This window comes from Bacillus sp. FSL W8-0629, assembly GCF_038593225.1.
GTDB lineage: Bacteria > Bacillota > Bacilli > Bacillales > Bacillaceae > Bacillus > Bacillus altitudinis.
This window is the reverse complement of the sequence record NZ_CP151975.1, coordinates 2,885,319-2,906,640: the sequence shown is the minus strand read 5'-3', so window position 1 is coordinate 2,906,640 and position 21,322 is coordinate 2,885,319. Positions and strand designations below refer to the sequence as shown.

Annotated in this window: 22 protein-coding genes; 8 read left to right on the top strand and 14 right to left on the bottom strand. The window is 41.1% G+C overall.

Annotation, left to right across the window (positions count from 1 at the left end; all coding sequences use genetic code 11):
- Positions 1 to 12: 12 nt before the first annotated feature.
- The 6 genes from NSQ17_RS15165 to malK all read right to left on the bottom strand — a co-directional run bounded on the left by NSQ17_RS15165 (position 13) and on the right by malK (position 7,486).
- The gene (locus NSQ17_RS15165; RefSeq protein ID WP_008345835.1) at positions 13 to 972 is read right to left on the bottom strand and encodes an ABC transporter permease; all 960 of its coding nucleotides are present in this window, start codon (positions 970 to 972) and stop codon (positions 13 to 15) included.
- The gene (locus NSQ17_RS15160) at positions 973 to 2,019 is read right to left on the bottom strand and encodes an ABC transporter permease (protein ID WP_025207902.1); all 1,047 of its coding nucleotides are present in this window, start codon (positions 2,017 to 2,019) and stop codon (positions 973 to 975) included.
- Positions 2,012 to 3,547: an ABC transporter ATP-binding protein gene (locus NSQ17_RS15155; protein ID WP_058213661.1), complete on the bottom strand. Its 1,536-nt coding sequence runs from the start codon at positions 3,545 to 3,547 to the stop codon at positions 2,012 to 2,014. The genes NSQ17_RS15160 and NSQ17_RS15155 overlap by 8 nt, the downstream gene beginning before the upstream one ends.
- A gap of 159 nt (positions 3,548 to 3,706) precedes the next feature.
- A complete protein-coding gene (locus NSQ17_RS15150) occupies positions 3,707 to 4,789 on the bottom strand; it encodes a BMP family protein (protein ID WP_017358951.1) in 1,083 nt (360 codons plus the stop codon).
- A gap of 395 nt (positions 4,790 to 5,184) precedes the next feature.
- Complete coding sequence (locus tag NSQ17_RS15145) at positions 5,185 to 5,892, bottom strand: response regulator (RefSeq protein WP_024719723.1); 708 nt, start codon at positions 5,890 to 5,892, stop codon at positions 5,185 to 5,187.
- Entirely contained in the window at positions 5,885 to 7,486 is a 1,602-nt protein-coding gene (gene malK, locus NSQ17_RS15140; RefSeq protein WP_058336863.1) for a malate sensor histidine kinase MalK, read from the bottom strand. The genes NSQ17_RS15145 and malK overlap by 8 nt, the downstream gene beginning before the upstream one ends.
- Before the next feature lie 185 nt (positions 7,487 to 7,671).
- On the opposite strand from malK, the gene NSQ17_RS15135 reads away from it, so the two are divergent.
- Entirely contained in the window at positions 7,672 to 8,229 is a 558-nt protein-coding gene (locus NSQ17_RS15135) for a YufK family protein (RefSeq protein WP_017367952.1), read from the top strand.
- A gap of 43 nt (positions 8,230 to 8,272) precedes the next feature.
- Here NSQ17_RS15135 and NSQ17_RS15130 read toward each other — a convergent pair whose 3' ends face one another.
- From NSQ17_RS15130 to NSQ17_RS15120, 3 genes are all read right to left on the bottom strand, one after another.
- Complete coding sequence (locus NSQ17_RS15130) at positions 8,273 to 8,683, bottom strand: thiol-disulfide oxidoreductase DCC family protein (RefSeq protein WP_017358953.1); 411 nt, start codon at positions 8,681 to 8,683, stop codon at positions 8,273 to 8,275.
- Positions 8,684 to 8,701: 18 nt separating this feature from the next.
- On the bottom strand, positions 8,702 to 10,603 hold the full coding sequence (locus tag NSQ17_RS15125) for a transglycosylase domain-containing protein (protein ID WP_017358954.1): 1,902 nt from the start codon (positions 10,601 to 10,603) through the stop codon (positions 8,702 to 8,704).
- 108 nt (positions 10,604 to 10,711) lie between these two features.
- Complete coding sequence (locus tag NSQ17_RS15120; RefSeq protein WP_220482436.1) at positions 10,712 to 11,890, bottom strand: MFS transporter; 1,179 nt, start codon at positions 11,888 to 11,890, stop codon at positions 10,712 to 10,714.
- Between the two features lie 218 nt (positions 11,891 to 12,108).
- On the opposite strand from NSQ17_RS15120, the gene kapD reads away from it, so the two are divergent.
- Complete coding sequence (kapD, locus tag NSQ17_RS15115) at positions 12,109 to 12,726, top strand: 3'-5' exonuclease KapD (protein ID WP_008345814.1); 618 nt, start codon at positions 12,109 to 12,111, stop codon at positions 12,724 to 12,726.
- Here the strand turns inward: kapD and NSQ17_RS15110 are convergent.
- Positions 12,723 to 13,115 carry a kinase-associated lipoprotein B gene (locus tag NSQ17_RS15110; protein WP_017358956.1) on the bottom strand — a complete coding sequence of 131 codons (393 nt, stop codon included), beginning with the start codon at positions 13,113 to 13,115 and terminating at the stop codon, positions 12,723 to 12,725. The two genes, kapD and NSQ17_RS15110, sit on opposite strands and share 4 nt — an antisense overlap.
- 95 nt (positions 13,116 to 13,210) lie before the next feature.
- Here NSQ17_RS15110 and NSQ17_RS15105 point away from each other — a divergent pair, with 95 nt between their 5' ends.
- Positions 13,211 to 13,387, top strand: a complete 177-nt coding sequence (locus NSQ17_RS15105) for a hypothetical protein (RefSeq protein ID WP_008345810.1) — start codon at positions 13,211 to 13,213, stop codon at positions 13,385 to 13,387.
- On the opposite strand, the gene NSQ17_RS15100 is transcribed toward NSQ17_RS15105, so the two are convergent.
- Entirely contained in the window at positions 13,388 to 14,680 is a 1,293-nt protein-coding gene (locus tag NSQ17_RS15100) for a HAMP domain-containing sensor histidine kinase (protein ID WP_008345807.1), read from the bottom strand. It lies immediately after the preceding gene.
- A gap of 133 nt (positions 14,681 to 14,813) precedes the next feature.
- The gene (locus NSQ17_RS15095) at positions 14,814 to 15,989 is read right to left on the bottom strand and encodes a MalY/PatB family protein (RefSeq protein WP_342467564.1); all 1,176 of its coding nucleotides are present in this window, start codon (positions 15,987 to 15,989) and stop codon (positions 14,814 to 14,816) included.
- Between the two features lie 83 nt (positions 15,990 to 16,072).
- Here NSQ17_RS15095 and NSQ17_RS15090 point away from each other — a divergent pair, with 83 nt between their 5' ends.
- Positions 16,073 to 16,333, top strand: coding sequence for a YugE family protein (locus NSQ17_RS15090; protein WP_045034535.1), 261 nt, complete (start codon positions 16,073 to 16,075; stop codon positions 16,331 to 16,333).
- Here the strand turns inward: NSQ17_RS15090 and NSQ17_RS15085 are convergent.
- Positions 16,330 to 17,154 (bottom strand): alpha/beta hydrolase, encoded by an 825-nt coding sequence (locus tag NSQ17_RS15085; protein ID WP_017358960.1) that lies wholly within the window; start codon positions 17,152 to 17,154, stop codon positions 16,330 to 16,332. The genes NSQ17_RS15090 and NSQ17_RS15085 overlap by 4 nt on opposite strands.
- 178 nt (positions 17,155 to 17,332) lie before the next feature.
- On the opposite strand from NSQ17_RS15085, the gene NSQ17_RS15080 reads away from it, so the two are divergent.
- From NSQ17_RS15080 to yugI, 3 genes are all read left to right on the top strand, one after another.
- A complete protein-coding gene (locus tag NSQ17_RS15080) occupies positions 17,333 to 17,833 on the top strand; it encodes an Lrp/AsnC family transcriptional regulator (RefSeq protein ID WP_007500517.1) in 501 nt (166 codons plus the stop codon).
- On the top strand, positions 17,834 to 19,027 hold the full coding sequence (locus tag NSQ17_RS15075) for an aminotransferase (RefSeq protein ID WP_024719718.1): 1,194 nt from the start codon (positions 17,834 to 17,836) through the stop codon (positions 19,025 to 19,027).
- A 199-nt stretch (positions 19,028 to 19,226) separates the two neighbouring features.
- Positions 19,227 to 19,619, top strand: coding sequence for a S1 domain-containing post-transcriptional regulator GSP13 (yugI, locus tag NSQ17_RS15070; protein ID WP_024719717.1), 393 nt, complete (start codon positions 19,227 to 19,229; stop codon positions 19,617 to 19,619).
- A gap of 66 nt (positions 19,620 to 19,685) precedes the next feature.
- On the opposite strand, the gene NSQ17_RS15065 is transcribed toward yugI, so the two are convergent.
- Entirely contained in the window at positions 19,686 to 19,922 is a 237-nt protein-coding gene (locus NSQ17_RS15065; protein WP_008345792.1) for a DUF378 domain-containing protein, read from the bottom strand.
- Positions 19,923 to 20,066: 144 nt separating this feature from the next.
- On the opposite strand from NSQ17_RS15065, the gene NSQ17_RS15060 reads away from it, so the two are divergent.
- The gene (locus NSQ17_RS15060) at positions 20,067 to 21,230 is read left to right on the top strand and encodes an iron-containing alcohol dehydrogenase (RefSeq protein WP_017358962.1); all 1,164 of its coding nucleotides are present in this window, start codon (positions 20,067 to 20,069) and stop codon (positions 21,228 to 21,230) included.
- The last annotated feature ends 92 nt before the right edge of the window (positions 21,231 to 21,322 follow it).

Sequence of the window (21,322 nt, the reverse complement as noted above, 5' to 3'; positions counted from 1 at the left end):
CATGGTATTTATTTATCGTTTTCCTTTTAAATAAGGGGTACCAAGTGCTTTTGGTGCGTCTGCTCGTCCAATGAAGCCAGTAAGAGCTAGGATCGTCAGCACATATGGTGCAATGAGCATGTACACGTTCGGGATATCTTGAAACAGCGGAAGCAGAGAGCCAATGATGCTTAAGCTTTGTGCAAATCCAAAGAATAAAGCAGCGCCCATAGCGCCAAATGGGTGCCATTTCCCGAAAACAAGGGCGGCTAACGCAATGAAGCCTTGTCCTGTAATGGTGGCGTGTGAGAAATCAAGAGCGATGGTCGATGCATACACAGCTCCGCCAAGACCGCCAAATAGACCACTAATGAAGACGCCGATATAGCGCATCCGGTATACCTTGATTCCCATTGTATCAGCTGCCATTGGATGCTCTCCGACTGCACGAAGTCGTAAGCCAAACGGCATTTTAAATAAAACAAACCAAGCGACAACCGCAAGAACTAATGCGAGAATGGACGTATAATACACATCTTTAAAGAAAATATCACCAATGATCGGAATGTCACTTAAAAGGGGAATATCTCCTTTATAGAAAGGTTCTGTAATTTTATCCGTTTGTGCTTTTCCATAAATCAGTTTGACAACAAACAGCGTAGCACCAAGGGCAAGCATGTTAATCGCAACACCACTGACCGTTTGATCTGCTCTGAACGTAATAGTGGCAACAGCGTGAATGAGTGAGAACACGCCGCCAATGGCCATACCAACAAGAAGACCGAGCCACGGGGTCAAGGCACCAAACGTATCAGCAAACATTAAGTTAAAGATAATACTAGAAAATGCTCCGACGACCATCAAACCTTCAAGACCAATATTGACGACACCTGATCTTTCTGAAAAGACGCCTCCAAGAGCGGTTAAAATAAGTGGTGCAGCATATACAAGTGTAGCCGGGACGATGATTTCAAGAATTTGCAGAAATCCCACTTATTTTCCCCCCTTTTTCTTCAATTGTTGAATGACAAGACGGATGATATAGCTTGAGGCAACGAAAAGAATAATGATCGCAATCACAATATCAACGACCTCAGTCGGTACGCCAGATTCAAGCGGCATGTTTAAAGCACCGACTTTCAATCCACCAAGCAATAATGCCGCTAAGACGACACCAATAGCTGTATTTCCGCCTAATAAGGCAACAGCGATTCCATCAAAACCAACGCCAGTGAAGGCATCTTTTATTGATGCATATTCAAAGGTTCCGAGCCCTTCCATCGCACCTGCAAGACCTGCAAAGGCACCAGAAATGAGCATGGAATATATAATGTTTTTTCTCACATTCATTCCAGCATATTGGGATGCGTGTTGATTCATACCAACAGCACGCAATTCAAACCCTTTAGAGGTTTTTTGGATAATGATCCACATAATAACGGCAGATAGGACAGCTACAATGATTCCGTTATGCATGCTTGAAAAATCAGTGATTTTTTCAAAAAAATCAGAGTGTAATGAGGCAGTCGAATTAATATTATCTGTTTTATCTTTATGATCTGTAAGAACATTTGTAATAATAAAATTAGTCACATGAAGTGCAATGTAGTTCATCATAATAGTGACAATCACTTCATGAACATAAAAACGTGCTTTTAAAAACCCAGGAATAAAGCCCCATAATGCACCAGCAGCAGCTGCAGTGATCAGTGCAAGAGGCAGGTGGATATACGCAGGTGCATGGACGGTTGTTCCTATCCATACAGATGCAATCCAGCCAATGAGAAGTTGACCTTCTACCCCGATATTAAAGAGGCCTGTCCGAAATGCAAAGGCAACAGCAAGTCCTGATAAAATATAGGGCGTGACTTGTCGGATGGTTTCTCCCATATAATACGTTTCACCGAATACGCCATTCCAAAGGGCGCTATAACCTTCGATGACACTATAACCGCTTGCCAGCATAATGATGGCCCCAACGAAAAGACCAAGTACAATGGCTATAAGCGGAATCAGCAGATTTGTTAAGCGATTAGACATTTGCTTCTTTCCCCACTTCCTGTTGCGTACTTCCAGCCATTAACAGACCAAGTTCTTGCTCTGTTGTTTCTTTTGGATCAACAATGGCAATAATGCTGCCTTCGAAAATAACGGCAATCTTATCACTGACATTGATAATTTCATCAAGCTCAAAGGAAATGAGCAGAACGGCTTTGCCTGCATCCCTTTGTTCAATCAGACGCTTATGAACAAACTCAATGGCTCCGACGTCAAGTCCGCGTGTCGGCTGTGCGGCAATTAATAAATCAGGATTTCGGTCCACTTCACGGCCAATAATGGCTTTTTGCTGGTTACCCCCTGATAGCGCACGTGCTTCTGTATATTCACTAGGCGTCCGTACGTCGTATTCAGCAATGATTTGTTTTGCTTTTTGATAAATATTTTTCATATTCATCAAGCCAAACTTCGAATATGGACGCTGATAATACGTTTGTAAGGAAATATTTTCTCCAATTGAAAAATCAAGGACAAGTCCGTGCTTATGACGGTCTTGAGGAATGTGTCCGATACCAGATTCTGTGACCTTACGAGGCGGGAGATTTTGAATGGCTTTCCCGTTTAGCATGATCGTGCCAGATTCGGATTTTTTCAGACCTGTAATGGCTTCAATTAATTCAGATTGACCATTTCCGTCTACACCCGCAATTCCGACAATCTCACCAGCTTTCACTGATAAATTGAGTTGTTTCACAGCTTCAATTCCTCGCGCATCTTTGACAGTGAGATCTTGAATTTGCAAGACTTCTTCAGCAGGGGAGGCTGCTTTTTTGTCTGTTTTAAATGAGACTTCGCGGCCGACCATTAAGCTGGCAAGCTCGTCTTTGTTTGTGTGTTCCACATCAAGTGTACGAATACCTTGCCCTTTTCGGATAATGGTCACGCGATGACAGGCATCCATAATTTCTTTTAGTTTGTGGGTAATTAAAATAATGGATTTGCCTTCATTGATTAAGTTTTTCATAATTTGTATGAGTTCTTTTATTTCTTGAGGTGTTAAGACGGCTGTTGGTTCGTCGAAGATCAAGATGTCAGCGCCGCGGTATAGTGTTTTTAAGATTTCTGCTCGCTGCTGCATACCGACTGAGATGTCAGATACTTTAGCGGCAGGGTCTATTTTCAGTCCATAACGGTCAGAAAGTTCCTGCACTTGCTGAATGGCTTGTTCTTTGTCAATCTTTCCAAATTTCTTTGGCTCTTTTCCTAAAATGATGTTTTCAGCCACAGTAAATGTATCAACTAGCATAAAATGCTGATGGACCATTCCAATGCCTAAATCACTTGCATCATTTGGACTTGAGATTGTAACCGGTTTTCCGTGTACCTTGATTTCACCTTTTTCAGGCTGATACAGTCCGAAAAGCACGTTCATAAGCGTTGATTTTCCAGCGCCGTTTTCACCAAGCAGCGCATGAATTTCGCCCTTTTTTAGCTGTAGCGTAATGTTATCATTTGCTACAATGCCAGGGAATTCTTTGCGTATATTCAACATTTCAATGACATAATCCACAGGTTTAACCGCTCCTTTTTTAGGGTGCTGATGAAGATAAAAACTAGCAAAAGAAAAGCTGCAAAACAAGGCTGCAGCTTTTCTTTTACCACCTTTTACGAATAAAGAGGAGGTAAAGGAGAGGCAAGGGGATAAGGCGCGCTTATCCCGATGCACAAATTAAGCTTTAAAATCTTTTAGTTCATCACGTGTTGCAGGGATTTTCACTTCACCCTTGATGATTTTTTGTTTCCATTCTTCGATTTTCTTCAATACATCTTTATCAAGATTCTCTTGAGATGGAGAGATGTCAACGCCGCCTTCTTTCAGTCCGTACGTGATGACTTCGCCACCAGGGAATTTACCTTCTTTTGCTTTTGTTGTTAAGTCTTGTACCGCTGTGTCTACTTTCTTAATCATAGAAGTAAGAGTGACACTTTGTTTTGTTCCAGGTACTTTACCTTCGTCATACTGGTCTTTATCAACACCAATGACCCAAACATTTCGATTTGGATCTGCCTTTTTTAAATTGGTTGCTTCTGTAAAGACACCCGTTCCAGTACCTCCAGCTGCATGATAAATAATGTCAACGCCAGATTTGTACATACTTTCAGCTGTTGCTTTACCGATGTCTGCTTTATCAAATGCACCAGCATATTTCACTTCAACTTTTGCTTTTGGATTAGCTGCTTCAACGCCTGCACGGAAACCAACTTCGAATTTTCTGATTAATTCAGAATCAACGCCGCCAACAAAACCAATTTTGTTTGATTTTGTAGAAAGAGCCGCTGCAACACCTACAAGGAATGACCCTTCGTTTTCGTTAAATGTAATACTAGCTACGTTCTTCTTATCAACAACTGCATCCACAATTGCAAATTTGGAATCTTTTCGCTGATCAGCTATTTTAGAAATGGCACTCTCCATTTTATAGCCGATACCATAAATCAGGTTAAATTTTTGTCTAACAAGTGTATTTAAATTTGTTGGATAATCTGCATCCGTTTTTGATTGTAAGTAATCAAAGCCGTTTTTACCTTTTGTTAAATTGTTGTCTTTCCCAAATGCTTGTAAACCTTCCCAAGCAGATTGGTTAAACGATTTGTCATCGACACCACCGACATCAGTTACCATTGCAACAGTGAATTGATCTTTATCTTTTTTGTTTTCACCGCTGTTTGAGCCAGAGTTGCCGCATGCTCCAAGGATGGTTCCTGCTGCTACGACTAAGGACAATGCAAGTCCAATTTTGCGCTTCTTCAAAACATAACCCCCTATAAAATTTAAAAGTTTCAGAAAAGTCTCGCGAAAAAAGACCGACTCTTGCCTCCTCCTATCCTTGTGAAAAGGGTATTTTATCCTGCATTCTTTTAAAATTGATGGAAACAGGAGAGAAGATGTAAGACATCAGACTTATATCTCGTTGAACTAATCAATCATAATTTATCATTTCCCATCGAATAAATAAATAGAAATTTGTTTTATTTTTAAAAAAATGTTAAAAGGCTAAATTCGATGTCTTTTTATGTGCTGAAATATGATATAATGCCGCTTTTATGATGTGCTCTACTACAGTGGAACCACTGATATCAAGGGGTTTGTGACATCGTATGCCATAAAAAAACATCTGGCCTTTGTGAAAGGTCAGATGTGTCAAATTAAAGATATTGCTGAATCAAATTCATGTTGCTTGTATTCAGTTTATATTGGAAAACAGGGCGGCCGATTGTCCCGTATGCCATCTCCACATCAACCACTTCGATATCCTCAAGAAATTTCAAGTATTTTCTAATTGAAACTTGGGAGATTTCAGTATGATTGGCTAGGTCTTCGGTCGTGAAAGCCTGCTGACCGAATGATTGAATGCTTGTCCAGATGAGTTTGAGTGTGCTCTTCGTTAAGCCTTTTGGCAGCAGGACTTTTTCCGCCTCTGCTTTTTTATGAAAAAGCTTCGCGTCTAAATCATTTTGAGAGATGCTGTTCATCGTTTGGTATAGGGCATGTTTTCTTTTATATTCTGCCAGTGCTGATTGGAAGCGTTCAAACTCAAAAGGTTTGATTAAATAGTCGACAGCTCCGTTTCGCATCGTTTGCTGTACGACATCCACTTCATTTGCAGCTGAAATGACGATGACGTCAACGGAATGATTTTTCTCACGAATTTCTGATAATAGGGCGAGCCCATTTTGTCCAGGCATATAAATATCAAGCAATACAAGGTGAATGATTTCTGATTTTAAGATGTCTAGTGCCTTCTGAAATGAGGTGGCAATCCCTTTTAATTCAAATCCTTCTATTTGGGTCAAGTAGCGTTTATTCAGCTCCCCGACCATTGGGTCATCTTCTACGATCAACACATTAATCATGTGAATCCTCCTTTTGTTTATATGGAATACGGAGACTAAAGGTCGTTCCTTCTCCTTTTTCGCTTGTGACGATCATATGTCCGTTCAGTTTTTTGATGCTTTGGTCAACAAAATAAAGGCCAAATCCTCTGTCTTCTCCTTTTGTTGAAAAGCCTTGATCAAACATAATGTCCTGTTCTTCTTTTGTCAGACCGACCCCTGTGTCTGTAATTTCAATATGAAGCTGCTCTTGGACATATCTGAATGAGATGGAGATATTTTTGTTCTCTGTATGGGAAACGGCATCGAGTGCGTTATTTAACAGATTACCGATGACCGTAATAAGGTCATGTGTGACTGCTGGGTCCTCCGAGTTTGGTACCTGTGTACTGCAATTGACTTCTAAAGATGCGCCTTGTTCTCTGATGTAGCTTTGTTTTCCTAGTAAAAACCCGGCTAAGACTGAGTTTTTCACATGGTTGATGATTTCATTTGTTTCTGTCTGCTGATAAATTGCAATATCTTTAATATAGGTGCCAAGGTCATCATAGTTCTTTAGCTGGACCAATCCTAAAATGACATGAAGCTTGTTCATAAATTCGTGTGACTGGGCACGAAGTGCATTGGCATACATCTTCACCCCGCTCAGCTGCTCAGCCAGGTGTTTGACTTCTGTTTTGTCACGGAAGGTTGCGATTGCTCCGACAATTTCTCCTTTTACCGTAATCGGCACCTCATTAAAGACCAGCTCCAGTCCGTTCATTCTGACATCGCGATCAAGCAGCGGTTTCCGTGTTTCGATTACTTGCTTTAAGCCGCTTGAAGGAAGAAGGGCCTGTACATCTTGTTCTCTAGGGTCAACCATAATGCCCATATTATGAAAAAGACGTTTAGCTTCTGCATTTGCCAGCTTGATTTTACCGTGCTGATCGACGGCAAGAATGCCTTCTTTTGTTGATTCTAGCATAGCGCTTCGTTCTTTTAATAATGTGGCAATTTCATCTGGCTCTAGTCCAAACATAATCTTCTTTACTTTACGTGCCACAATGAGTGCACCGATAATGCCAGATAAAAGGCTTAGCGATGTGACAAAGTAGAGCGGGAGCAGGCTTTGATGAATAATTAAATCAATTTCCTTTAATGTAATCCCAACTGCCACAGCCCCGAGCTGCTTGCCATCTTGGTTATAAACAGGAACAAAGGCACGCATGGACTTGCCAAGTGTTCCAGATGCGGTACTAATATGTTCTTTACCCTGTAATGCCGGTTTTTCATCACCGCCAGCAAATCGCTTCCCAATCTTTTGCGGATTCGGATGTGTTTTGCGGATACCGTTCATATCCATGACGACAACGAATTCGGTTTTGGTAATACGCTGAACACTTGTTGTATATTTTCGCAGTGCTGTATATGATTGATCTTTTTCCAATGATTTTGCTGTGATCGGAGCCTCTGCGACCATTTTGGCAGTGGAGAGGGCGATATCACGTTCCTGCTGATGAATATTTTTGGCTGTTTCTGACCAGATCGTAAAGAATGTGATACAGAGGGAGATCAGGACAACAATACAGACAAAGATCGTCAGCCGTGTTTGCAGTCTTAAAGTTTTTTTCACGAGTATACCCCTAACGCGCAATTTTTTCGTAATAGTAATACTTTAACGGGAAAATGTAAGTTTGTGAAGGAATGTACGTGCAAAATCACAAATTTGATTTAGATTCCAGTTTACTTGGAAAGCATCTTGTCAATCCGTTTTAAGTGAGCCATAATAAAAATGAGCTTATGAGAAAGGATCTATTTATGAAAAATACATATTTGACTGGATATTTTCCGCTGATTTCAATTTTGCTATTCAGCTCTGCCTTTTCTATTTTTACAGTAGGTATCACGACTGACTTCTTGACCCAAGCAGGGATTTTAAAAGGAATGCTGGAATTTTTCTCTGAACAGGGCATTCGTCTTGCTTTATTTGCCGCATTTGCACTTGTTTATTTTATGATTTTATCTGCTTTAAAACTCATTGCAGATACGGTGTTAGAGTTGGCGCTGCTCTTTTTTGCAAAGGACCCTGAAGGGGAGAACTTAAAGAAAATTCGGATTGCATCGGTTGTCTATTTGTTTGCCAGCTTACTTGCATTTCTATTGACGCAGCAGCTCATTTTGCTTGTTGGACTTTTTGTTTTAGCAAGTCTCGTCTATTTTATCTGGGTTGTGGTACGCATTTATCAATCACTTTCCATGCTGAATTTAATTGGGTTTATGATGTTTAATCTGCTGTTTTGGGCCACGTTTTTGATCGGCATTTTGTACTTATTTATTAAGCTTTATAACAGTGTGATGGCGAGTCTGCCAGCTTAATCAGACGAAAGAAAGCATCCTCCGATGATGGAGGATGCTTTTTTTATGGAAGAAACCGCTTCTGAATATCAGGTGTAGGCATCATACAGGATGTTTTTTGACCAAACCATTTGTAGCGATTCTTTGCAATGAGTTGATAAAACCAGTCACGGATTGGTCGAGGGATCGCGAGGAGTAAATAGCTCCATCTGTATATCCCTTTTAAATGCCGCGCGGCTTTTAAGATGCCTGTTGACTTCATATAAAGGGTCCCATTTTCAATATAAATGAATGAATTGAACTCATCTAAAGGCAAGCCGTTTTCTTTTAAAATACGCTGCCCTGTATCTGATTGTAAAGAAGCAAACATCATCCGCTCATTCGGGTCGCGCTTGATGATAAACTGAACAGCACCACTGCACACGTTGCAGACACCGTCAAATAAAATGAAGTGAGAGGGTTGTGTTGAATGCATCGCAATCAAACCTCCTGTTTATCTAGCGTATTGCATAGTTTGTTTCCAAATACGTAAGTGCGGACTTGAACTATAAATAGATTCAACGGTTCCTCTATCTCTTCCTACCCATACACCCATTGTGTATTGATCTGTCAGGCCAACAAACCAAATGTCTTTGTAGTCATTGGATGTCCCTGTTTTTCCCCCAATGTAAGGAGAATTGAAATTCGCCTTTTTCCCTGTTCCACTTTTCACAACAGAGGCAAGTAGCTTGCGCATTGTTTCATTTGTACGCTGAGAATAGATTTGCTTCGGCGACTCTTTCCACTTGTAAAGGGTTTTGCCGTTTAAGTCTGTGACCTTTGTAATGGAGTGGTTTCGCGTATAGGCACCTTGATTGCCAAACACGGTATATGCATCGGTTATTTCTAGCGGCGAGAAGCCTTTTGTAAATCCTCCAAGTGCAGAAGGGAGGCGGTAATCATCTGCGACAATATGTTCGAATGAAAACTTTTCTAAATAGCTGAAGCCTTTTTTGACACCGACTGTATCAAGCATACGAATCGCTGGTGTATTGTAAGAGTTCTTAAAGGCTGTTTCAAGTGTTACAGTTCCATACGTTTTATGATTATAGTTTTGCGGGCAATATCCACTGCTGCAAAACTTGCCGGCACTGATTTTGCTTGATGCCGTGGCACCGGTTTGATCAATATAAGGGCCATAATCTAACAGCGGCTTAATGGCGGAACCTGGTTGTCTTTGCGCTTGATAGGCGTAGTTGAAATCAAACTTTTTATAATTCTTCCCGCCAGCAAGTGCGACGATTTGATGGGTTTGGTGGTTAATGACTGCTGAACCGCCTTCCACACCTTGATAAGGCAATTGTGCATTGAGCTGATAGACCGCTCTTTGTTGTAAGGAAGGGTCTAGTGCTGTATAAATCTTCACACCATCTTGAAGCAATGCACTGACCTTTTCTGATAATTCTTTTTGAATTGCCTTTTTTGCGCCAGCTGTTTTGGCTTTTTTCAATCGTTTTGTAAAGCCTTCCTGATCAGACACCAGATCGGTAAATTCTTCATTGGCGTAGGTCACATAGTCAGGGTAAAGATTTTTCTTTTCACTTAAGGACAAGCTGATTTTTTCTTTCACTGCTTTTTTGTATTGCTTCTTAGTAATGACACCATCTTTTTCTAAAATACCAAGCAGCCGTTCCTGGCGTTTCTTTGTATGTTTGAATTGTTTCAATGGGTCATACAGCGTAGGGTTGTTAGGAATCGCAGAAATAAATGCCATCTGTGCAAGCGTCAAAGAACTAAGCGGCTTATCAAAATAGTAATTAGCCGCAGAACCGACACCGTAAACCCCGTTACTGAAATAAATCGTATTTAAATAGCTTTCGAGAATTTCCTCTTTTGTAAATTTTCGCTCGAGCTCATAGGAATAGAGCAGTTCTGTAAACTTTCGGCTGAATGAACGTTCATGACTTAAATATAAATTACGGGATAACTGTTGTGTGATGGTGCTAGCGCCTTGGCTAATGCCATGGTTTTTCACATTTGCGGCAAGGGCACGAATCACGCCCATAAAGTCAATGCCTTTATGGTCATAAAAGTTGCGATCCTCTGATCGGAGGAACAGCTCCTTGACGGAATCAGGAATTTTATCGTACTTCACGAAAACACGGTTCTCATCGTTTGATACGATCTCAGAGATAAGAGAACCATCTCGATCATACATATAACTGTTTTGGGAAAAGTCTACCTTTTCCAGCTTGATTTTTTGATCAAGCACTTCGTTAACAGGTTTTACACTTGCGGCTTCTTCCTTTGATAGATAAAAAGTCAGAACAAATAATGGGATGAGGGCAGCAAGTAATAACCAACCAATGATTGCACGAAACATGAGGTCACTCACTTTCTTCGGATTTCTAGCCATATCGTACCATTCTTTTGCGATTACGAGAAGGTTATTTTTAGAAAAGAATAGACGTGAAGTCTAGTAAACAAGGCATTTAGACAGAAGAAAAGAGTATCTGATGATGGATCAGACACTCCTCTCTTTTGTCTTTGATTGTGAGCGGACCGCCCATAAAAATAATGCCCCGAAAAGGAAAATGCCTGCGGTAACATAAAAGACAGCTGGAATTCCGTAATGACTCGCCACAATGCCACCTATGACGGGTCCGACGACATTTCCAAGAAAGCGGAAGCTGACATTGTAACCAAGCACTTCCCCTTGCATAGAGGCCGGCGCTTTGATGCGAATATAGGCCGTCGTACAAGGAATGATGCCGCCTAGTGCCATCCCGTATAAGAAACGGAAGATCACTAACATCCCGTAGGAATCTGCCATCGCTTGCGGGATAAATAAAATGGAGGAGAGGATGAGAAGGGCAAGCAGCACCTTATCGTGACCAATACGATCTCCAAGATCTCCCCATTTCCGTGTAAACAGCAAATTGCCAAGCCCGGTTGCAGAAAACGCCAGACCTGCATAAAAGGCAAGATTGACTGGGCCGTGTAAATCATGAATGTACAAGGCTAAAAGCGGCTGAATACTAAAGTTCCCGACTTGCGTAATAAATGTGAGAAGCATGGTGACGACAAGTAAAGGCTGTTTGAAAATATGGACAAGGACGTCCTTCCGTGAGTAAGAAACCCGTTTTGCTTCTTTTGAACGGATCGGCTGTTCTTTCACACCGAAGATAATGACAATCGCTGACACATATATGACAGCAGCTGTTAAGAAAAATGTATAAATGAATCCGACACTGTCTGCCATAAATCCGCCCATTAATGGACCGAATAACCCTCCGGCGACATTACTCATCTGCATCGTACCAAGGGTCTTACCGGCTGTTGCCTTTTCGGTCTGTGCAGAAATCAGTGCCATCGAAGTCGAAATAAAGCCTGTCACAAGCCCCATGAAAAGCCTTAACGCAAATAGTTGATAAACGGTTTGAACAAGCCCCATTAATAAAATGCTTGTTGCAATCCCAATGCCGTTAATGAGCAAAATCTTTTTATAGCCATGCCGGTCACCAATCCGTCCCCAAATTGGAGAAATGAGAAAGGCTGTTAAAAACGTAACCCCAAAGACATAGCCGCTCCATCTTTGAACAAATTCATTCGAATAACTGCTATCAAGAGACTCTATGTAAAGTGATAAAAAAGGGACGATCATTGTAATGCTGGCAGATACAAAAAAGTTCACAAACCACATGATGTACAAGTTTTTCTTCCTGTTTGTGATAAAGACCACCTTCTTTATTTATTTCGTGTTCCTTAATAATTATAAAGGAAAATAAACGATCTTTCATCTGATGAATAGGTTGGGCATAGTGAATCTGCATTATTTTCACGAAAATGAAGTGATTTCAAAGTCCGTCTTAATATAATAGTAGCAGGATGGAAAACAGACGAGAAAGTGGGGTGAGACTGATGGAACAGAAGACGCTGCTTGTGGTCGATTTTGAATTTACGATGCCTGATGGGAAATATCATCCCCAAAATTTTTTCCCGGAAATCATTGAGGCCGGTGTCGTTAAAGCATCAAATGAAACGATCATAGACACATTCTCAAGCTATGTCAAACCGAAAAAGTTCCCGAAGCTGACAAAGCGCTGTAAATCGTTCCTTGGCATTACGCAGCAGGATGTAGAAAGCGGGATTTCTTTTGAGGCGTTTATCGAGAAGCTCGTGTCACTCGATGGGGGAGAAGACTGTGAGATTATCACATGGGGAAATATGGACATGAAGGTACTGAAGCAAAACTGTATGCTCAATCATATTGGCTTTCCTTTTAAGGGGAATCAAAGGGATCTGGCTTTTGAATATAAAACCTTTTTTGGTGATAGAACACTCACAGGACTTCGGAAAGCAGCTAAGGAGTACGGCAGTGAAGGAGCTGGTAAGCATCATAAAGCACTCGATGATGCCATGACCACTTATCAGCTGTTCACCCTTTTTGAAAAAGATCGATCCTATGTGGAAAATCCGCAAACAACCAAAATTGGTGAACTCATTGACTTCTCTCACTTTTTTGATTCGGCAGATTAGCGGGCGTCTTCTGGAAAATAATCTTTTTCAAGAGAAGAGAGGCACGCTCTTGATTTTTCAGCCCACTTGGAATCATCCGCACTGAGCCCTTTTTTCAATTTGTCTACGGCGTCTTTCAGTGATACTTGATAATCAGGGATGTCGCCATCATAAGGCTTGACCATATGATGAGGGATGTTCGTCTGTTCCCTAAAGGCCAAAGCCCGTCTTTCCTGAAAAAAAGGTACGTCCGCTTCTTTTGGATGATGCAGGTCACCTTGAGTGGGGTGTGTTAAAACCGCTTTTACTTGAACGAGATAAGTAGATGGTTTAACGGCTGTCACTTCCCCAATGTAAACACCTGTTTTGTAAAAACCTTTCACGATTTGTCCAATCTGAATGTCTGTCATATGAAATTCCTCCATTTCCTTCGCATAAGAAGGTATTTCCTTTCTTTTAGCCAATATAGTGAAGTAAACGAGCAAAAGGGGGGGAAGAGCGGAACATGTCGTTCATCATATTCTTTCTACTGTATTTTCCTGAAGATAAAAGGGAGTATATCCCTGCGGCAATCACGACGGTGCTTTTCTTTGCTGCTGCATTTATTTGCTTTCGTCTGATCGTTCGTGCTTCTAAGAAGCAGGAGCAGATCGATGAAAAAAGGACAAAAAAAATGGATTGATCATTTTCTTCTTGTATCTTCAGGAAACTTCACGGTGACTGTTGTACCAGACTGCAATGAGCTTTTGAAACGAATGGTTCCATGATGATTTTCAATGATGGAAAATGTCACTGTCAATCCAAGCCCTGTTCCTTTATTTTTCAATGTGTAATAGGGTTCACCAAGCTTTTTCATTTGACTTTCTGACATGCCTACACCGTTATCAACGAAATAAAGGCAGATTCGATGATTTTCTTTTGAAGCAAACAGTTCGATTTTACCTTCGTGTTCGGGCGCTGCTTCGATTGCATTTTTGATTAAATTAATCATGACTTGTTTGATTTTCGTTTCATCACCTTGGATGTATAAGTCTGGTTCAATCGATTGATGAATCGTGACCGACTTAAAATTCGCATAGGATGTCATCAGCGATGCACACTCTTCAAGTAATTTAGATAAATTGAGAGACTCAATTTGATAATAATTTTGTTTCGCAATATCAAGATAGCTCGTAATAATATCCTGCGCACGGTCAAGTTCAGATAAAACGAGATTTTTATAATCTTTATTGGTTGACGGCTCTTTCGTATTGTCACTTGAAAAGAGCAGTTGGATAAATCCTCTCACCACCGTCAGTGGATTGCGGACTTCATGGGCGACACTTGCTGCAAGTTCACTCACAATCGTCAGTTTCTCTGATTGGACAAGCTGTGTTCTCATTTGCGCATTCTCTTTCACAAACTCAATGGAATAAATACTCAGCACAAGAAAGAATATGTAGTAAAGAGTTGAGAAAAATAATTCGAGCAGCTTTTGTTGCATAATGAATGCAGGGCTGTACTCAATTAAGCTGACCACAAGCAGTCCAATGTAAATAAACATCCCTTTTGATAACGCAATTAGGACTCCGTATAACAGCTTTCTCTGCTTAGAATATTGGCGCCATTTCCGGTAAAGCAGGAAAGGAATGAAAAAGTAAATCGGTACAACAATCAATCCAACCCATAAAAAAGAGCCATACATCACGAACTTTACGGTTGAACTAACTAAGATAGCAACGATTCCGGCGGTATATCCCCCGTATAAAATAGCCAGTACAAGGGGAATCGATTGAAGCCCAGTCTGCAAATCTAAAATCGAACCAACTGGATACATAATACATAGTGCTGATGAAATGGATGCAAATATGGTGATGAGCAGTTTATTCGTTTTAGGGAAATGAGCAGGGGTCCGGCTTAGCCATAGTGCATGATATAAAAAGATTGGAAATAGAATAAAAGATACATGGAGCAGAAAATCCTTGAACATTTCCATTTAAATGCTCTCCTCGTAAATAATTGTAATTCCTCTCATTATATCATTTCATGTACAAAGTAGATATGATAATAGGAGGGTTTTTTTCTTTAAAAAGAACACCCGTTAGGATGTTCTTTTGATAGAAATGGTTTTATTCGGATGATAGAGTGAATGCTTGATGAAGGCGCTTCAGACCTTCTTTTACTGTTCCGGCAGGACAGCCTAGATTCATTCGAATAAAGCCGTCTCCTTCGTGCCCATATACGTTTCCGAGCTCTAGTATGACCTTGCCCTTTTTCAGCAGATTACGTTTCAATTCTGCTTGAGTGAGTTCATAATCACGAATATCCAGCCACAATAGATAAGAAGCATCTGGTTTCATATAACGCATGCTCGGCAGATATTCATCAATATAATCCATTGCGATCTTCATATTATTTTCGAGGTAAAGAACAAGTGAATCAAGCCACTCATCTCCGTGGCGGTAGGCCGCCTCCATGGCAGGAATCGCAAAGGCATTCAGTTTGGACAATCCATTTCTTTGCAATTCATTGGTGAAAAGGGTTCTTTTTTCTTCATCATAAATGATAATGGCAGATGCCTGAAGACCAGCTAAATTAAATGTTTTACTCGGTGCAATACACGTTACCGTGATGTTAGCTATCTCATCAGAAAGGCTGGCAAAAGGCACATGCGGCTGTCCGTAAAGCATCAGATCCGAATGAATTTCATCTGACACGACGGTGACACCGTACTGTACACATAGGTCTCCTACACGCTTTAATTCCTCTTTTGACCAAGCTCTCCCTGAAGGATTATGCGGATGACAAAGAAACATCAGCTTTGCTTCTGGTCTGCTTAATTTTTTCTCTAGATCATCAAAATCCATCATGTAACGGTTGTTTTCTATTTTTAAAGGATTGGTTGAGACGATACGTCCGTTTCTTTCAATCATTTGATAGAAGGGCGTATACACCGGTGACTGAATGACCACTTCATCATTCGGAGCTGTAAAGGCTTGTACCGCAAAACTAAGTGCTGTCACGATACCTGGTGTGAAAGTGACGGCATCTGTTTGTATCGTCCAACCGTGTCTTCTTTTGAGCCAGTCAGCTACTGCTTGCTGCGTTTCCTGATCCTGAAATGCATAGCCAAATACGCCGTGATCTAATCGTTCTTTTAAAGCATCAAGCACGACTTGGGGCGCTTTAAAATCCATATCTGCTACCCACATTGGCAGCGCATCTGTTGTCAGGAACAAAGACTCTGCTTGATCCCATTTGACTGATTTTGAACCTTTACGTATGATCTGTTCGTCGAAATTCATGAAACCCACCTCTAGCCGTTTTTCAACCACTCTTGGTTGTGCTAAAATAAACATCACAAAATTTATTATAAGCGGTGATCCCCATGAAAGATAGTCAAGCTGTAGAAGAGATGATTCAAATCATTAAGGCATGGGACCCTTTTCAGTATGGAGAGGACTTTTACGAAACGGAGCCTGCTGACGTCATCAGTGCCTTATACGACGCAGAAGACCCGTTATCTTTCGCGAAAGACATTCAAGCCATTTACCATCACTCATTTGATCAGCTTCTTCCGATGGAAAGCTGTCAGCATATCGCAAATCAGCTTTTTGTCATAAGAGAAGGTAGCTCCTGCTCGTTTTAAGACAGGCTGAAATGACCAATTTGATCAGACACAAAGACCGGGTTTTCCTCAGGGATGAGGTGCCCGGTTTTTTTTAATGCGTGAAAGGTTGAATGCGGTAGATCCTTGTGCAGTCTTTCGCCAATTTGAATAGGAACGATCCGGTCTTCCTCCCCCCAAATCAGCAGGACAGGTGTCTCCATTTTCTTTAAGACATCCGACGCTAAATCGCCTTCCCTGTGCCGAATCAAACGAAAAATACCTCTGAAAATTTGGTCATCTGAAAAAGGCTTTAAATATCCGTCGACCATCTCTTGATCAATAATCGAATGATCATGCACAACAGCGGTTAAATTTTTCATAATACCTTGCTTGAACAACTTTCTTTTTAAATAGAGATAAAAATAAGGAATATAAGTGCTGTAAACAAGCGACTTTTTGGACTTATTCATATACCCTGAACTGCATAAAAGAACGGCTTTTTCAAATAGGTCGGGACGCTCAGAGGCAGCATATAAAGCAATTTGTCCCCCCATGGAATGCCCCACGAGGATCGCATGCTGAATCTGCAAATAACCAGCTAGTTCAATGATGATTTTTGCCATGTTGCGATAGCTGTAAATGAACGTATTTGATTTTTCGGACTGCCCGAATGGAGGCAGATCAATCGCAATTAAATTGAAGTCTTGTTTCAGAAGCGGGATGAGCTTTCGATAGCTGAAGGTAGATGAGAAAAGGCCGTGAATCAAAATCAATGTCTTCTTACCTTCATTTGGATAGTGTTCGTAATAGATATCTAAACCGAATTTACTTTTCATATAGGATGGCTGTACAATGTCCACACTCATCAACTCCGATATTTGATACTCACTCTCTGTTAGGTGACTGTATTGTACCCTAAAAAGTGGATTTTAAGCTACGATTAGAATCTTTTCCCTGCTTAGCATAATGGGAAAAACGTGCTATAATGTTCAGAAGATTTTTTAAAACTAGCTTTTTACAATCAGAGGTGTGAAATCAATGAAACTAACCGAAAAAGAAACTGAAATATTAGAGATTTTAGATGAAAACAGCCGCGCCGATTTAAATACAATTGCAAAAATGGCAGGTGTGACATCAGAAGAAGCAGAAGCCATTATTCAAAAGCTCGAAGATCAAAAAGTCATTATTGATTATTCGACCATGATTGACTGGCGAAAAGTAGACGGACACGAAGGCGTTACAGCGATGATTGATGTGAAAGTGACCCCAAAAAGAGGCGTCGGTTTTGATGAAATTGCTGAACGCATTTACAGGTTCCAAGAAGTGGAGTCCGTGTATTTAATGTCAGGCGTGTATGATTTATCTGTTGTGATCAGAGGAAGATCCATGTCTGATATCGCCCGCTTTGTATCTGAAAAATTATCGACACTTGATTCTGTTGTTTCAACCACTACCCACTTTATTTTGAAAAGATATAAGCATGATGGGAAAGTCTTTGAAACAGGGGACGATGACAAAAGAATCGTGGTGTCTCCTTAAATGAAAAAGTCTTATTTATCTGAAACGGTACAAAGCATTCAGCCGTCAGGTATTCGGAAATTCTTTGATTTGGCAGCCACAATGGAAGGGGTTATCTCCCTCGGGGTCGGCGAACCGGATTTCGTGACAGCTTGGAATGTGAGAGAAGCCAGTATTATGTCTTTAGAGCAAGGACTGACCTCTTATACAGCAAATGCTGGGCTGCTCTCTTTGCGAAAAGAATTGAGTCATTATTTATATAAGCGGTTTCACATTGAGTACAGTCCAGAAGAAGAACTCATTGTTACCGTTGGCGGCAGCCAGGCGCTTGATTTGGCCTTTCGCGCCATTTTAAACAACGGGGACGAAGTAATCATCCCAGAGCCTTGTTTCGTCGCATATGGGGCTCTGACGACACTTGCGGGCGGTGTACCGGTTTATTTAAGTACATCGGCTGAAAAAGATTTTAAAGCCGATTCTGCTGATCTTCGTACGAAGCTGACGCCGAAAACAAAAGCCATCTTGCTATGCTCTCCATCAAACCCAACAGGGTCTGTTTACTCGAAAGAAGAGCTTGAAGATATTGCTCAGTTTGCAAAGGAGCATGATCTTTTAATTATTACGGATGAGATTTATGCAGAGCTGACGTACGATGAAGCTTTTACGAGTGTGGCGGCGATTCAAGATATGAAGGAAAGAACGATTTTGATTTCAGGCTTTTCCAAAGGGTTCGCTATGACGGGGTGGCGCTTAGGATATGTGGCAGCACCGCCAGTCCTCCGTGATGCCATGCTGAAAATACATCAATATTCTATGATGTGTGCACCAGCTATGGCACAATATGCCGCAGAAGAAGCATTAAAAAATGGACTTGAAGATGTGGAGAAAATGAAGAAAAGCTACAGAAGGCGCCGTAATTTGTTTGTCGGCTCTCTCAATGAACTTGGACTCACTTGCCACCAGCCAAACGGAGCGTTTTACGCTTTCCCGTCCATTAAAAGCACAGGCATGACTTCAGAACAATTTGCTGAGGAGCTGCTGCTTAGCGAGAAAGTAGCGGTTGTCCCTGGAAATGTATTCGGTCCAAGTGGTGAAGGACATATTCGTTGTTCATATGCGTCGTCACTCGATCACTTGCAAGAATCACTTTCAAGAATCCAGCGTTTTTTACAGAATAGACAAGTGAAAGAAGAAGCACCTGCTATCTTAAAATAAAAAAAAGGCATCAATCCATCTGGACTCATGCCTCTCAAATTAGGGGGGAATACTAGAAAGCATTCTTGTTTTCAGGTATTCCCCCTTTTGAACTGATCTAAACCAAATTAAAAAATATTTTGCGTAAAAGAGCGTTCTGTGATATAGTTTTTAATTGCGTATAAACGAATATTAAAACATTTATTTAGGAGTTGTTATCATGGCGACAAAGTTTGAAGTAGGCAGTGTTTACACTGGTAAAGTAACAGGATTACAAGCGTATGGTGCGTTTGTTGCATTAGATGAAGAAACTCAAGGACTTGTGCATATTTCTGAAGTAACACATGGCTTTGTAAAAGACATCAACGAGCACCTTTCAATTGGTGACGAAGTACAAGTAAAAGTTCTTTCTGTTGATGAAAATGCAGGTAAAATCAGCCTTTCAATCCGTGCGACACAAGATGCACCTGAAAGAAAAGAAAGCAAACCAAAGAAACAAAGACCACAGCAAGCGAAAGAAGAAGCTGCTGCACCACAAGGTTTCAATACACTTAAAGATAAACTTGAAGAGTGGATTGAGCAATCTAACCGTAAAGACCTTATCAAGAAATAAAAAAAGCACCGCTTCAAACGGTGCCTTAGGCTGCCTCATAGGTAGTCTTTTTTTATGTCTTTTTCATTAGCGGACCTCTGGATTTGGCTCGTCACGGCGGACAGCTTCTTCACTAGGTTTGAACAACAGACCAAGATTGACAAGACCTGCAATTCCAACAAGACCATAAATAATACGTGATAATGCAGCACCTTGACCGCCAAAGATCGCTGCTACTAAGTCAAATTGAAAAAAGCCGATTAGTCCCCAGTTAATAGCACCGATAATCGTGAGCACGAGGGCAATACGCTGAATAGCACTCATCGTGATTCCTCCTTTCGCTACAGTATCAATACATTTATATTTTGCAGATTTTTAGCCAAACTATGCGTAAGAAAATGGATGAAAGCAAATTACTTTACTTTTGGAATGAAAGAAGCGCATAATGTAGCGCGAGGAGGAGATCACATGGATCGATTTACTTATTGGAACCCAACGAAATTAATTTTTGGAAAGGGAGAAGTATCAGCCCTTTCAGATGAACTAAAACACTACGGAAAAAACGTATTGCTTGTATATGGTGGAGGCAGCATTAAACGAAATGGCCTTTATGACCAAGTTGTCAGCATCTTAAAAGAATCAGGAGCTGCAATCACTGAGCTTGCTGGTGTTGAGCCAAACCCGCGCTTAACAACGGTTAGAAAAGGGGTTGAGCTTTGCAAAGAGAACCAAATTGATTTTATTTTGGCAGTCGGCGGCGGTAGCGTGATTGACGCAACAAAAGCGATCGCAGCTGGTGCGAAATACGATGGAGATGCTTGGGATATCGTCACTCGTAAGCATGTCCCAATGGAAGCCATCCCATTTGGTACAGTATTAACACTTGCCGCGACAGGTTCTGAAATGAACTCTGGCTCCGTCATCACAAACTGGGAAACAAATGAGAAATATGGATGGGGCAGTCCGGCTGTCTTCCCTAAATTCTCTATTCTTGACCCAGTCAATACATTTACTGTGCCAAAAAACCATACGATTTATGGCATGGTCGACATGATGTCTCACGTGTTTGAACAATATTTCCATCACACGGAGAATACACCTTACCAAGATCGTATGTGTGAAGGACTTCTTCGTACGGTCATCGAAACAGCACCGAAGCTGATCAATGATTTGGAAAACTATGAGCTTCGTGAAACGATTTTATTCACAGGCACCATTGCACTGAATGGAATGCTTTCAATGGGCGCACGCGGAGACTGGGCATCTCACAATATTGAGCATGCGGTATCCGCGGTGTATGACATCCCGCATGCAGGCGGACTTGCGATCTTGTTCCCGAACTGGATGAAGCATGTCATTCAAGAAAACCCAGGTCGCTTCAAGCAATTAGCAGTGCGTGTATTCGATGTAGATCCTGCGGGCAAAACAGACGAAGAAGTTGGCTTAGAAGGAATCGAAAAACTTTCTGCTTTCTGGACAAGTCTAGGCGCACCAAACCGTTTAGCTGACTATGACATCAACGATGAGAAAATTGATCTGATTGCAGACCGTGCAATGGCACGTGGTGAATTTGGCCAATTTAAAAAGCTGAACAAAGAAGATGTTCTAGCTATTTTAAACGCTTCTTTATAATCGAACATGGAAAAGATAGCTGCTTTTAAGCAGTTATCTTTTTTTGAGTTCTGCATGCACATATGTTACAGTAGTCTTTCATGTTTTTGGAT

Coding starts and splice junctions, on each gene's coding strand:
- NSQ17_RS15160 (WP_025207902.1), bottom strand. CDS start 2,019: ATGTCTAATCGCTTAACAAATCTGCTGATTCCGCTTATAGCCATTGTA.
- NSQ17_RS15145 (WP_024719723.1), bottom strand. CDS start 5,892: ATGATTAATGTGTTGATCGTAGAAGATGACCCAATGGTCGGGGAGCTG.
- NSQ17_RS15135 (WP_017367952.1), top strand. CDS start 7,672: ATGAAAAATACATATTTGACTGGATATTTTCCGCTGATTTCAATTTTG.
- NSQ17_RS15130 (WP_017358953.1), bottom strand. CDS start 8,683: ATGCATTCAACACAACCCTCTCACTTCATTTTATTTGACGGTGTCTGC.
- NSQ17_RS15125 (WP_017358954.1), bottom strand. CDS start 10,603: ATGGCTAGAAATCCGAAGAAAGTGAGTGACCTCATGTTTCGTGCAATC.
- NSQ17_RS15120 (WP_220482436.1), bottom strand. CDS start 11,890: ATGTGGTTTGTGAACTTTTTTGTATCTGCCAGCATTACAATGATCGTC.
- kapD (WP_008345814.1), top strand. CDS start 12,109: ATGGAACAGAAGACGCTGCTTGTGGTCGATTTTGAATTTACGATGCCT.
- NSQ17_RS15110 (WP_017358956.1), bottom strand. CDS start 13,115: ATGACAGACATTCAGATTGGACAAATCGTGAAAGGTTTTTACAAAACA.
- NSQ17_RS15105 (WP_008345810.1), top strand. CDS start 13,211: ATGTCGTTCATCATATTCTTTCTACTGTATTTTCCTGAAGATAAAAGG.
- NSQ17_RS15100 (WP_008345807.1), bottom strand. CDS start 14,680: ATGGAAATGTTCAAGGATTTTCTGCTCCATGTATCTTTTATTCTATTT.
- NSQ17_RS15095 (WP_342467564.1), bottom strand. CDS start 15,989: ATGAATTTCGACGAACAGATCATACGTAAAGGTTCAAAATCAGTCAAA.
- NSQ17_RS15090 (WP_045034535.1), top strand. CDS start 16,073: ATGAAAGATAGTCAAGCTGTAGAAGAGATGATTCAAATCATTAAGGCA.
- NSQ17_RS15080 (WP_007500517.1), top strand. CDS start 17,333: ATGAAACTAACCGAAAAAGAAACTGAAATATTAGAGATTTTAGATGAA.
- NSQ17_RS15075 (WP_024719718.1), top strand. CDS start 17,834: ATGAAAAAGTCTTATTTATCTGAAACGGTACAAAGCATTCAGCCGTCA.
- yugI (WP_024719717.1), top strand. CDS start 19,227: ATGGCGACAAAGTTTGAAGTAGGCAGTGTTTACACTGGTAAAGTAACA.
- NSQ17_RS15065 (WP_008345792.1), bottom strand. CDS start 19,922: ATGAGTGCTATTCAGCGTATTGCCCTCGTGCTCACGATTATCGGTGCT.
- NSQ17_RS15060 (WP_017358962.1), top strand. CDS start 20,067: ATGGATCGATTTACTTATTGGAACCCAACGAAATTAATTTTTGGAAAG.